Annotated in this window: 14 protein-coding genes; 9 read left to right on the plus strand and 5 right to left on the minus strand. The window is 66.0% G+C overall.

Translation table 11 applies throughout. From position 1 onward, the window contains the following. Positions 1 to 170: 170 nt before the first annotated feature. Entirely contained in the window at positions 171 to 749 is a 579-nt protein-coding gene (locus WU80_RS22365; RefSeq protein ID WP_055405275.1) for a hemerythrin domain-containing protein, read from the plus strand. Between the two features lie 53 nt (positions 750 to 802). Here the strand turns inward: WU80_RS22365 and WU80_RS22370 are convergent, their stop codons facing one another. Then, positions 803 to 1,699, minus strand: coding sequence for a manganese catalase family protein (locus WU80_RS22370; protein WP_055405276.1), 897 nt, complete (start codon positions 1,697 to 1,699; stop codon positions 803 to 805). A gap of 115 nt (positions 1,700 to 1,814) precedes the next feature. On the opposite strand from WU80_RS22370, the gene WU80_RS22375 reads away from it, so the two are divergent. Both WU80_RS22375 and WU80_RS22380 read left to right on the plus strand, forming a co-directional pair. After that, a complete protein-coding gene (locus WU80_RS22375; RefSeq protein ID WP_055405277.1) occupies positions 1,815 to 2,513 on the plus strand; it encodes a GAF and ANTAR domain-containing protein in 699 nt (232 codons plus the stop codon). An 81-nt stretch (positions 2,514 to 2,594) separates the two neighbouring features. After that, positions 2,595 to 3,890, plus strand: a complete 1,296-nt coding sequence (locus WU80_RS22380) for an acyl-CoA dehydrogenase family protein (protein WP_055405287.1) — start codon at positions 2,595 to 2,597, stop codon at positions 3,888 to 3,890. Positions 3,891 to 3,904: 14 nt separating this feature from the next. On the opposite strand, the gene WU80_RS22385 is transcribed toward WU80_RS22380, so the two are convergent. Continuing rightward, positions 3,905 to 4,360 (minus strand): MaoC family dehydratase, encoded by a 456-nt coding sequence (locus tag WU80_RS22385; protein WP_055405278.1) that lies wholly within the window; start codon positions 4,358 to 4,360, stop codon positions 3,905 to 3,907. Positions 4,361 to 4,459: 99 nt separating this feature from the next. Between WU80_RS22385 and WU80_RS26200 the strand changes: the two genes are divergently transcribed. Beyond that, positions 4,460 to 4,633, plus strand: coding sequence for a hypothetical protein (locus WU80_RS26200; RefSeq protein WP_197281327.1), 174 nt, complete (start codon positions 4,460 to 4,462; stop codon positions 4,631 to 4,633). On the opposite strand, the gene WU80_RS22390 is transcribed toward WU80_RS26200, so the two are convergent. The 3 genes from WU80_RS22390 to WU80_RS22400 are packed head-to-tail and all read right to left on the minus strand — an operon-like array spanning position 4,630 to position 6,013. Next, positions 4,630 to 5,031 carry a DUF302 domain-containing protein gene (locus tag WU80_RS22390; RefSeq protein ID WP_055405279.1) on the minus strand — a complete coding sequence of 134 codons (402 nt, stop codon included), beginning with the start codon at positions 5,029 to 5,031 and terminating at the stop codon, positions 4,630 to 4,632. The two genes, WU80_RS26200 and WU80_RS22390, sit on opposite strands and share 4 nt — an antisense overlap. Positions 5,032 to 5,054: 23 nt before the next feature. Then, positions 5,055 to 5,663, minus strand: a complete 609-nt coding sequence (locus WU80_RS22395; RefSeq protein ID WP_055405280.1) for a DsbA family protein — start codon at positions 5,661 to 5,663, stop codon at positions 5,055 to 5,057. 29 nt (positions 5,664 to 5,692) lie between these two features. Next, positions 5,693 to 6,013: a metal-sensitive transcriptional regulator gene (locus tag WU80_RS22400; protein WP_055405281.1), complete on the minus strand. Its 321-nt coding sequence runs from the start codon at positions 6,011 to 6,013 to the stop codon at positions 5,693 to 5,695. A 221-nt stretch (positions 6,014 to 6,234) separates the two neighbouring features. On the opposite strand from WU80_RS22400, the gene WU80_RS22405 reads away from it, so the two are divergent. The 5 genes from WU80_RS22405 to WU80_RS22425 form a co-directional block, all read left to right on the plus strand. Further along, positions 6,235 to 6,666 (plus strand): MmpS family transport accessory protein, encoded by a 432-nt coding sequence (locus WU80_RS22405; protein ID WP_055405282.1) that lies wholly within the window; start codon positions 6,235 to 6,237, stop codon positions 6,664 to 6,666. Next, positions 6,663 to 9,569, plus strand: a complete 2,907-nt coding sequence (locus WU80_RS22410; RefSeq protein ID WP_055405283.1) for an RND family transporter — start codon at positions 6,663 to 6,665, stop codon at positions 9,567 to 9,569. The genes WU80_RS22405 and WU80_RS22410 overlap by 4 nt, the downstream gene beginning before the upstream one ends. A gap of 19 nt (positions 9,570 to 9,588) precedes the next feature. Continuing rightward, positions 9,589 to 10,086 carry a metallophosphoesterase gene (locus WU80_RS22415; protein WP_055405284.1) on the plus strand — a complete coding sequence of 166 codons (498 nt, stop codon included), beginning with the start codon at positions 9,589 to 9,591 and terminating at the stop codon, positions 10,084 to 10,086. A gap of 57 nt (positions 10,087 to 10,143) precedes the next feature. Beyond that, complete coding sequence (locus tag WU80_RS22420; protein WP_055405285.1) at positions 10,144 to 10,605, plus strand: MarR family winged helix-turn-helix transcriptional regulator; 462 nt, start codon at positions 10,144 to 10,146, stop codon at positions 10,603 to 10,605. Next, a partial coding sequence (locus tag WU80_RS22425) for an ATP-binding cassette domain-containing protein (protein ID WP_055405848.1) occupies positions 10,602 to 11,287 on the plus strand: 686 nt, incomplete at its 3' end. The genes WU80_RS22420 and WU80_RS22425, both read left to right, overlap by 4 nt.

The following is an 11,287-nucleotide window of genomic DNA, read 5'->3' on the forward strand; positions in this document are numbered from 1 at the left end:
CAGATGTGTATAAGAGACAGGGTTGCACTAGCCCGGCGGTCGCGCGAATGCGATCGACGTTTCCTCCCAACCACATTCGAAGTCGTCAGAAGCGGCCGCCCGGTTTCAACACCTCCGCCCCGGGTATCCGCAGGCCACTTCGAGTGACAAGCCCGACTGGAAGGCAAGGCATGGACGCAATCACTTTTCTTCGCCACGACCACAAAAGTGTGCTCGGTTTGTTCGAGTCGCTCGACGGGGCGCCGTCGGGCTCGGGCGCCGAGGCGAGCGGCCTGGAAACGGTGGTGAACAATCTCGTCATCGCCGAGTCGCAGCACGAAGCCATTGAGGAGCAGTTCTTTTGGCCGGCGGTGCGCAAGGCGATCGGCGACGGGATCGTCGACAAGGCCATCGAACAGGAGCAGGCCGGCAAGAAGTTGTTGCAGCGGCTCGAGGACGGCAAGCCGGGCGAGCCGGACTATCACGAAGCGCTGCAGGAGTTCATCAAGGCGGGGCGCGAACACATCGCCTACGAACAGGATGTGGTGTGGCCGCAGGTCGAGATGGCGATCGACCGGGAAGAGTTGGAGAAGATCGGCGAAAAGCTGGAGCAGGCAAAGAAAATCGCCCCGACCCGGCCCCACCCGGACACCCCGCCCCACCCGGCGGTGCTCAAGACGATGGGCATGGGCGCGGCGGTCGTGGACCACGTGCGCGACGCCTTGACCGGTCGCGCCGAGGACAACCCGCCGGACCCGCAGGTGAAATAGTTATTTCGAAGACCGGGCGCTGGATCCTCAGCGCCCGGTCTCCGTGTCTTTAATTAGCTTGTGGGCGTGTGCTGTTCGTGCGTGAACGGCTTCTCGGCGGTGATGGCGGGTGAACCCTGCGGGTTTTGCTGCGCACCCTGGTTCTGGCGTGTGCTGCCGCCCAGCCATTGCTGTTCGGGCTTTTCGACGTACTCCCACTCCATGCCCTTCGGCCACGGACCCTGACCCTGGTTCCACGGCCCCCGGATCGATTCGCCGCCACCATTGGACATGTTGAACGCGACGTTCTGGAAACGCGGGTCACCCGGCAACTGCCCCGGCGGGAAGTTGACCGGGAGCTCGTTGAGCGCCGCGGTGAACTGCTGGAAGTGCGTCACTTCCCGCGTCATCAGGAAGGTGAGCGTGTCCTGCACACCGGGATCGTCGGTGTACTGCTTCAGGTACTCGTAGACGATTTTCGCGCGGGACTCGGCGGCCAGGTTACTGCGCAGGTCCACCGTAGGGTCGCCGTTGGCGGTGACGTACGAGCCCATCCAGGGCACCCCCTGGGAGTTACTCACGTCCGGACCGCCACCGTTAAGCGCCAGATACAGCGGGTTGACCGCAGCTTGGTGAATGATCTGGTCGCGACCGTCCCCACTAGCCACCGCGGGCATCCAATCGCACTTCTCGTTGGCAATCTTCAGATTGTCGTTGAGGCCGTCGAGCAGCATCGTGATCATCGAGCCGACCATCTCGAGGTGGCTGAGTTCCTCGGTGGCGATGTCCATGAACAGGTCGTACATCTTGGGATTCTTGTCGCGCAGGACGAACGCCTGCGTGAAGTACTGCATGGCGGCCTTGAGTTCACCGTTGGCGCCACCGAACTGCTCCTGCAGCAGCGTCGCGAACCGCGGGTCGGGCCGGTCGACGCGGACCTCGAATTGAAGATCTTTGTTATGAACGAACATTGGGTCTCCTAGGCTTTTGACGAGAATGGCTCTGGTGTCGCCGGATACCCCCGGCCTTTGCGGACAAACGGTGCGCGGGTGACGGGTCCGGGCCGATCGTGGACAATCGCGTCTTATGGACTCTTCGAACCCGAACGCCGGGCATTCGCTCGCCGTGCGAATGGCCGAGCTTGCCCGCGACACCGCAGCGCCGCGAACGCTCGAAGATGTCCTCACCGACGTGACCGCCGCCGCCGTCGAGCTGATACCGGCCGCCGACGTCGCGGGGGTGCTGCTGATCAAGGGTGGCGGAGACTTCGAATCCGTCGCGGACACCGACGGCCTGGCCGCTGAGCTCGATCAGCTACAGCACGACTTCGATGAGGGCCCCTGCCACGACGCCGCCCTCAAACAAACCATCGTGCGCACCGACGACCTGCGTGCCGAACCACGGTGGCCGCGCTACGCGCCGGCGGCCGTGGAACGCGGTGTGTTGAGCAGCCTTTCTTTCAAGCTGTACACCGCGGAACGTACCGCCGGCGCGCTGAACCTGTTCAGCTTCAAGGCCAACGTGTGGGACACCGAAGCCGAAACCATCGGCACGGTCTTCGCCGCGCACGCCGCCTCGGCGATCATGGCCGGGCGCCACGGGCAGCAGATGCAGTCGGCCCTGTCGACGCGGGACCGGATCGGCCAGGCCAAGGGCATCATCATGGAGCGCTACGGCGTGGACGAACTGCGCGCGTTCGACCTGCTGCGCCGCCTGTCCCAGGAGAGTCAGGTCAAGCTCATCGACATCGCGCAGGGCGTGATCGACACCCGCAGCGACGATTGATCTGCCGCCGGCGCCATCTACGATGGGGTGGCTTCATCGACTAGTCCGGCGCGACGTTGCGCCGGGGAACGGGTGGTCACCGTGTGGGATTTCGAAACGGACCCGGAATATCAGGCCAAGCTCGACTGGGTCGAGAAGTTCATGGTCGACGAGCTCGAACCGCTCGACCTGGTGGCGCTCGACCCTTATGACAAGCGCAACGCCGAGATGATGTCGATCCTGCGGCCGTTGCAGCAGCAGGTGAAGGACCAGGGGCTGTGGGCGGCGCACCTACGGCCGGAGCTTGGCGGGCAGGGCTTCGGTCAGGTCAAGCTCGCGCTGCTCAACGAGATTCTCGGCCGCTCCCGCTGGGCGCCGTCGGTGTTCGGCTGCCAGGCGCCGGATTCGGGCAACGCCGAGATCCTGGCGATGTTCGGCACCGACGAACAGAAAGCCCGCTACCTGCAGCCGCTGCTCGACGGCGACATCACCTCCTGCTACTCGATGACCGAACCCCAAGGTGGTTCCGACCCCGGACAATTCGTCACCGCCGCGACCCGCGACGGCGACTACTGGGTGATCAACGGCGAGAAGTGGTTCTCCACCAACGCCAAGCATGCGTCGTTCTTCATCGTGATGGCCGTCACCAACGCCGAAGCCCGCACCTACGACAAGATGTCGCTGTTCATCGTGCCGGCCGAGACACCGGGCATCGAGATCGTGCGCAACGTCGGCGTGGGCGCCGAGTCCTCGGCGCGGGCCAGCCACGGCTACGTCCGCTACACCGATGTCCGCGTGCCGGCCGACCACGTGCTCGGCGGTGAGGGGCAGGCGTTCATGATCGCGCAAACCCGCCTCGGCGGCGGCCGCATCCACCATGCGATGCGCACGATCGCGTTGGCGCGCAGCGCTTTTGACATGATGTGTGAGCGTGCGGTGTCGCGCAAGACGCGGCACGGGCGGCTGTCGGATTTCCAGATGACCCAGGAGAAGATCGCCGACAGCTGGATTCAGATCGAGCAGTTCCGGCTCCTGGTGTTACGCACGGCGTGGCTGATCGACAAGCACCACGACTACCAGAAGGTGCGCCGCGACATCGCGGCGGTGAAGGTAGCCATGCCCCAGGTCCTGCACGACGTCGTGCAGCGGGCCATGCACCTGCACGGCGCGCTCGGCGTCTCCGACGAGATGCCCTTCGTCAAGATGATGGTGGCCGCCGAATCACTGGGCATCGCCGACGGCGCCACCGAACTGCACAAGATGACGGTCGCGCGGCGGACGTTGCGTGAATACCAGCCCGTGACAACGCCATTCCCGTCGGCGCACATTCCCACGCGACGCGCGGAGGCGCAGGCCCGGCTGGCCGAGCGGCTGGAGCATTCCGTCGCGGAGTTCTAGCGCCGAGCCAAGTTTCAGGTGATGTAGCGGACGATGCTTTCGGCCACACACGCGGGCTTGGCCGAGCCCTCGATCTCCACCGTCGTCGACATGGTCGCCTGCACGGCGCCGTTTCCGACGTCGTCGAGGCTCACCAGCGATGTCTCCGCGCGCACCCGGGAGCCGACCGGCACCGGGGCGGGAAAGCGAACCTTGTTGAGGCCGTAGTTGATTGCCAACTTGATGCCGTTGACGGTGTAGATCTGGTGCTGCAGCCGCGGCAGCAGCGCCAGGGTCATGAAACCGTGGGCGATCGTCCCACCGAACGGGCCGGCGGCCGCGCGCTCGGGGTCGACGTGGATCCACTGGTGATCACCGGTCGCGTCGGCGAACAGGTTGACGTCCTCCTGGGTGATGGTCACCCAGTCGCTGTGCCCGATGGTTTCGCCGGTGGCGGTCGCGAGATCGGCTACCGATTCGAAGGTGCGCATTGAGTTTCTCCTTCACTCCGGGTGGTAACGATAGCGCGTGTTTCACGGCCGCCGGTGGGGGAATGCCTACCCGAACGCTAAGCGGCAAGGAAGGCAAATATGTCAGACCACAAGGGCCACAAGACCGAGGACGACGTCGAGCCCGAGGCGCACGAGTCGCGGTCGCGGGACGCAGCCGGCGAGGACGACGGCTCGTACGTGGGGGCCGCCGGTTCCGACGACACCTTCGACGCCGGCGAGACGGGCGCCGAGGCGCGAAGCCAACAGGGCTAGCCGAGCGCGCCGATCGCGGCTTGCAGTTTGGCGGTGGCCTGGTCCGCCACGTCCTGCAGGGCCCCCGGCTCGGCGGTCACCTTGACCATGAGCTGGGGATCCATCGCCTCGACGAGAACCGAGCCGTCCGCGCTGTCGGGGTCGGTTCGCACCACGACGTTGCACGGCAGCAGCTGCCCGATCTGGCGATGGATGCCCAGGGCGCGATGCGCCAACGTCGGGTTGCACGCCCCCAGGATCAGGTAGTCCTCCATCTCCTCCCCGAGCTTCTGCTTCAGCGTGGCTTTGACGTCGATGGTGGTCAACACGCCGAAACCCTGCTCGGCGAGAGCGTCCGTCGTCCGTTTCACCGCGTCCTCGAACGAGGTGTGCAAAGTGGTGCTCAACCCGGTTGTCATTTTTCCTCCTCTGTCTGGTTCTGCTAGGCCGCGGCGCGTGGGCGTTGCAGCTGGCTGAATTGTGGAACCGCGGCGAGCGTGGCGACGGCGTCGAACAGAGCGACGGCCTCGTGCGCTTCGGGCAACGCGGTCAGGACGGGCCCGAAGAAGGCACGCCCGTCGATCCGCAGGATCGGGCTGCCGCCGGTCTCGCCGAGCGCATCCTGTCCGGCCTGGTGCCCACGCCGGACGAGTTCGTCCAGGGATCCGTCCGCCAGGGCCCCGGCCGTGGCGTGGGTGACGCCGGCCGCGGTCAGCACGTGGGCGACCAGGTCTTCGCCGAGCGGCTCGGAGCGGTCGAAGTATCGCTCGCCGAAGGCGAAGTAGGCGGCGGTCCACCCGGCGGCGCCCCGTTCGCGGGCGACCGCGGCCATCAGCCGGCCCACTTCCAGCGAGTCGCGCATCCGGGCCTGGTGCGCGGGTGAGAGTTCGCGTCCCTCGTTCAGAACCGCCAGGCTCATCTGCTGCCAATCGACAACCATGCCGGTCTTCTCGGCGACGGCGCGCAGCCACCGGGCGGTGTTCCAGGAGAACGGGCACACCGGGTCCAGCCACAGCGTCACCTTCGAGCTTCCATCGTCGGCGGGGTTCATCGCTTCACCCTTTCTTAGGCTCCGGACCGTCAGGCCAGGCTGAGGAACAGTTTTTCCAGCTCGTCGATCGACACGGCCGGCCCGTCGGTGCGACCATCCGCCGGCCGGGTGATGCAGTCGCGCAGGCCCGAGGCGATGATCTTGAAGCCGGCGCGGTCCAGCGCCCGCGACACCGCGGCCAGCTGGGTGACCACGTCTTTGCAGCTGCGGCCCTGTTCGATCATCCCGATCACCCCGCCGAGCTGACCGTGCGCTCGACGCAGCCGGGCGAGCACCGCGTCCATGTCGGCGGCATCGTGGCCGGCGGCGCCGGCTTCAAGGTGTGAACCGCCGCGAACTTCGTTTGTCATGTCTCCTTCATACCATACCCGGCGGGGTATCTGCAGATCCTTACTTATACCCCCTGGGGTATAGTATAACTTGCGTCGGATCGAGTGCGATCGCGGTGCTGGTCGCGCGGTTAGGGCGTCTCCGGGCCCCCCGGGAGGTGCCAAACGGCCCTATCGGCCACGGCAACCGGGATTGAAACTGCGATCCAGATGGACCCGGTCACGAGAGAAAGGAAACGTCATTGTCCACGTTTCTCAAGCGGGCTTGGGTGCCGCTCGTCGTCGTGGCGGCAGTTGCCCTCGGCGGCATCGCCGTCGAGCGGTTGCGCGGCGTTTTCGGCTCCGACGCGATCTTCACCGCGACGGGCAGCAGCGCCGCACCGCTCGACCCGTCGCACGTCAAGCGGGTGACCTACGAGGTCTACGGCCCCGGCGGCACGTCGGGAACGGTGAGCTACCTGGACAAGAACGCGGACCCGCAACAGGTGGACTTCACCGGCCTGCCCTGGACCTTCACGGTCACGACGACCGCGCCCGCCGTGATCGCGAGCGTTGTGGCACAAGGCAATAGCGACGACATCGGCTGCCGCATCACCGTCAACGGGGAGATCAAGGACGAGCGGTCCTCGGCCGGGCGCCACGCCCAAACCTCCTGTCTGGTGAAAGCCGGATGAATACCGATAGCGACGCCCGGCCGAGATTCATGCGGTTCGTCCGCAGGTTCGCGTGGCCGATCATCATCGGCTGGCTGCTGCTCACCGTCGCCCTGAATGTGCTTGTGCCGCCGATCGAGTCGGTCGCGCGCAAGCACGCGGTGACGATGTCACCCCAGGACGCGCCCGCGATGATCGCCGCCAAGCGCATGGGCGCAACGTTCCACGAGTCGGATTCCGACAGCATCGCGATGATCGTTCTGGAGAGCGATAAACAACTCGGCGACGAGGCGCACCGCTATTACGACGGCCTGGTGCAGAAACTACAGTCAGACCCCAAGCACGTGCAGCATGTCCAGAACGTGTGGGGCGACCCGCTTACCGCCGCAGGAGTCCAAAGCAAGGACGGCAAGGCCGCCTACGTCCAACTCAACCTGGCCGGCAACCAGGGCAGCACCCAGGGCAATGAATCCGTCGACGCCGTACGGAGAATCGTCGACAAGTCGGCGCCGCCCCAGGGGCTGAAGGTGTACGTGACCGGTCCGGCACCGCTGACGACCGACATGAACGAAGCCGCCGACAAGAGCATGTTCAAGATGATGGGCGTGACGGGGGTGGTCATCATGATCATGCTGTTCATCGCCTATCGATCCGTCAGCACGGTGCTGCTGGTCCTGGTCATGGTCGGCTTCGAAATGGGCACCGCCAGAGGGCTTGTCGCGCTTCTCGGCAACTACGAACTGTTGGGATTCTCGACGTTCGTCGTCGCCATGCTGTCCTCGCTGGCGATCGCGGCGGGCACCGACTACGCGATCTTTCTCATCGGGCGCTACCAGGAGGCGCGTCAAGCCGGTCAGGACCGAGAAACCGCCTACTACACCATGTTCCGCGGAACTTCCCACATCATCCTGGGCTCGGGTTTGACGATCGCGGGGGCCACCTTCTGCCTCCACTTGGCGCGCCTGTCCTATTTCAAGGCGCTGGGCATTCCGTCGGCGCTGGGCCTGCTGGTCGTGGTGGCCGGGGCAATGACCGCCGGGCCCGCCGTCGTCGCGGTGGCCACCCGGTTCGGACTGCTCGACCCGAGACGGATGATCAAGACCCGCGGGTGGCGGCGAATCGGCACAGCCAGCGTGCGCTGGCCCGGCGCGGTGTTCGCGGCCTCACTGGTCATCGCGATCGTCGGCATCCTCATCATGCCCAGCATGAAGGTCAGCTACAACGACCGCTTCTATATACCGCGCGGCCTGCCCTCGAACGTCGGATATGCCGCCGCGGAGCGCCATTTCAGCGCCGCCACCATGAATCCCGACATCCTGATGATCGAAAGCGATCATGACATGCGCAACAGCGGCGACATGATCATCCTGGACCGGATCGCCAAGAACGTGTTCAACTCACCCGGCATCGCGATGGTGCAGAGCATCACCCGGCCGTTGGGCGGTCCCATCGAGCACACGTCCATACCGTTCCAGATCAGTGCCCAGTCGATTCCGATCCGGCAGAACATCCAGTTCATGAAGGACCGCACGGACGACATGCTCAAGATGAGCGACGACCTGGGCGCCATGATCGCCTCGATGCGGCGGATGCAGGGCCTGCTCGGGCAGATGAGCGACGCGACCCACCGCATGACCGGCGATATGCACGAGATGCGAACCACGCTGGACGAGATGCGCGACCACCTAGCGGATTTCGACGATTTCGCCCGGCCGTTCCGCAGCTATCTGTATTGGGAACAGCATTGTTTCAACATCCCGGTGTGCTGGGCGTCGAGGTCGGTGTTCGAGGCGATCGACGGCGTCGACAAGTTCAGCGAGAACATGAGCACGCTGATCAAGGAGATGAACAACGTCGACGCGATCTTGCCCCAGATGCTCGCCGAGTTCCCGCCCATCATCGCCGTCGCCACCTCGATGCAGGGGACGCTGCTCACGATGCACAGCAGCTTCTCGGGCCTGGTCACACAGATCACCCAGATGACCGACACGGCGAGCGCGATGGGGCAGGCCTTCGACGCCTCGCGCAGCGGTGACTACTTCTATCTCCCGCCGGAAGCGTTCCAGAATCCCGACTTTCAGCGCGGTCTGCAGCTTTTCCTCTCGCCGGACGGCAAGGCCGCGCGCTTCATCATCACCCACGAGGCGGACCCGGCGACGCCCGCCGGCATCTCGGCGGTCATGCCGGAGCTGACGGCCGCACATCAAGCGGTGAAGGGGACCGCCCTGACCGGAGCCAAGTTCTACCTCGCCGGCACGGCCGCCATCTATCGCGACATCCAGTCCGGCTCCCACTACGACCTGTTGATCGTCGGTCTCGCGGCGCTGACGCTGATCTTCGTCGTCATGCTGATCATCACGCGCGCTCTGGTAGCGGCAACCGTGATCGTCGGCACGGTGCTGCTGTCGTTGGGTGCCGCCTTCGGGCTCTCGGTGTTGGTGTGGCAGCACCTCTTCGGGCTGGAGTTGAACTGGATCGCGCCGGTGTTCGGGTTGATCATCCTGCTGGCCGTCGGTTCCGACTACAACCTGCTGCTGGTGTCGCGGTTCCAGGAGGAGATCGGCGCGGGGTTGAAAACCGGCATCATCCGCTCCATGGGCGAGACGGGCGGCGTGGTCACCTCGGCTGGCCTGGTCTTCGCCTTCACCATGATGTCGATGGTCGCCAGCGACCTGCGTTCGATCGGTCAGGCCGGCAGCACGATCGGCCTCGGCCTGCTGTTCGACACGTTGATCGTGCGCTCGTTCATGACGCCGTCGATCGCGGCGCTGCTGGGCCGGTGGTTCTGGTGGCCGCTGCGCGTGCGGCCCCGCCCGGCCAGCTCCATGCTGCGGCCGTTCGGTCCGCGCAGCCTCGTGCGGTCCCTGCTACTGGGTGAGGCCGCCGATGCGCCCGCCCCCCGGCTCCACACGGCCGGGGTGTGAGACCGCGCAAGATGGGACTGTGCGGCTGCTGCTGATATCCGACACCCACGTCCCCAACCGCGCCCGCGACCTGCCCGCACGGGTATGGGCTGAAGTCGCCGCGGCCGACGTCGTCGTGCACGCGGGCGACTGGGTGGTGCCCGAACTGCTCGACGAACTCGACGGCCGGTCGGCCCGGCTCGTCGCCTGCTGGGGAAACAACGACGGCCCGGCGCTGCGGGCCCGACTCCCGGAGCGCGCGGACGTCACGCTGGCCGGGGTGCGTTTCACGGTGGTGCACGAGACCGGCGCGGCAACCGGGCGAGAAAACAGGATGTCCCGGCTGTATCCCGACAGCCAAGTGCTGGTGTTCGGGCACAGCCACATCCCCTGGGACACCACCACCGCCACCGGATTGCGCCTGCTCAACCCGGGTTCGCCCACCGACCGCCGCCGGCAGCCGTTCTGCACCTACATGACCGCCCGCGTCGACGACGGCGCCCTGTCCGACGTGGTCCTGCATCGCCTCCCGAAGTAGCGGGTACATACCTTCTGCACAGCTTGCGCACATAAATAGCTCGGCTACAGAGGTATTATGGAAAAAGTGAAGGCGAGTACCGATGTGGTCACCGACGTGTTTCGCGTCGTCGGCCGATTCCGCCGGCAACTGCGACGGTCGGCCGGCCGCGGCTTCGACTCCTCACGGCTCACCGAGTCCCAGTCCGAGCTGTTGTGGCTGGTGGGCCGGCAACCGGGGGTCTCGGTCAACGCCGCGGCCGCCGAGCTCGGGCTGGCGCCCAACACCGCCTCCACCCTGGTCTCCAAGTTGGTCGCGGGCGGGTTGCTGCTGCGCACCGTCGGCGACCCGGACCGCCGGGTCGGGCGGTTACACCTCGCCGAGCCCGCCCAGCAGATCGTCGACGCGTCGCGAGCCGCGCGCCGCGCCGTGCTGGCGGAGGTGCTCGCCGAGCTCGACGACGAGCAAATCGAGTCTTTGACAAGGGGATTGGAGGTCATCGAGACGATGACCCGGACACTGCAGGAGCGGCAATCATGAGCGCATCACTGCCGATGGCGATCGACGCCAGGCACCTGAGCTACCGGTATGGCCAGTTCACCGCCGTCAACGACGTGACGTTGCAGGTGCGACCCGGCGAGACCATGGGCCTGCTCGGTCCGAACGGAGCCGGGAAAACGACGATGGTCCGCATGCTCACCACGCTGGCACCGGTGCAACAGGGCGAACTGCGCGTCTTCGGGCTGGACGCCCGTCACCAGACCACGGACATTCGCAGCAACATCGGCTATGTGCCGCAACAACTCTCGATCGAGCCCGCGTTGACGGGCCGGCAGAACGTCGAGTGGTTCGCGCGGCTCTACGGCGTGCCGCGGACCGCGCGGTCCGATCGCGTCGAGCAGGCGCTGGCGGCCATGGACCTGCTCGACGTGGCCGACCGGGTGGCCGCCGCCTACTCCGGTGGCATGGTCCGCCGTCTCGAGGTGGCGCAGGCGCTGGTGAACCGCCCGTCGCTGCTCGTCCTGGACGAACCCACCGTTGGACTCGACCCGATCGCGCGTGACGGCGTCTGGACGCAGGTGCAAAAGATGCAGGCGCAGTTCGGCATGACCGTGCTGCTGACCACCCACTACATGGAAGAGGCCGACGCGTTGTGCGATCGCGTGGCTCTGATGCACCGGGGCGAGTTGCGGGCGGTGGGCACGCCCTGTCTCTTATACAC

The sequence above is a fragment of the Mycobacterium sp. UM_11 genome (assembly GCF_001414075.1).
Classification (GTDB): domain Bacteria; phylum Actinomycetota; class Actinomycetes; order Mycobacteriales; family Mycobacteriaceae; genus Mycobacterium.

Coding starts and splice junctions, on each gene's coding strand:
- WU80_RS22365 (WP_055405275.1), top strand. CDS start 171: ATGGACGCAATCACTTTTCTTCGCCACGACCACAAAAGTGTGCTCGGT.
- WU80_RS22370 (WP_055405276.1), bottom strand. CDS start 1,699: ATGTTCGTTCATAACAAAGATCTTCAATTCGAGGTCCGCGTCGACCGG.
- WU80_RS22375 (WP_055405277.1), top strand. CDS start 1,815: ATGGACTCTTCGAACCCGAACGCCGGGCATTCGCTCGCCGTGCGAATG.
- WU80_RS22385 (WP_055405278.1), bottom strand. CDS start 4,360: ATGCGCACCTTCGAATCGGTAGCCGATCTCGCGACCGCCACCGGCGAA.
- WU80_RS26200 (WP_197281327.1), top strand. CDS start 4,460: ATGTCAGACCACAAGGGCCACAAGACCGAGGACGACGTCGAGCCCGAG.
- WU80_RS22390 (WP_055405279.1), bottom strand. CDS start 5,031: ATGACAACCGGGTTGAGCACCACTTTGCACACCTCGTTCGAGGACGCG.
- WU80_RS22395 (WP_055405280.1), bottom strand. CDS start 5,663: ATGAACCCCGCCGACGATGGAAGCTCGAAGGTGACGCTGTGGCTGGAC.
- WU80_RS22400 (WP_055405281.1), bottom strand. CDS start 6,013: ATGACAAACGAAGTTCGCGGCGGTTCACACCTTGAAGCCGGCGCCGCC.
- WU80_RS22410 (WP_055405283.1), top strand. CDS start 6,663: ATGAATACCGATAGCGACGCCCGGCCGAGATTCATGCGGTTCGTCCGC.
- WU80_RS22420 (WP_055405285.1), top strand. CDS start 10,144: ATGGAAAAAGTGAAGGCGAGTACCGATGTGGTCACCGACGTGTTTCGC.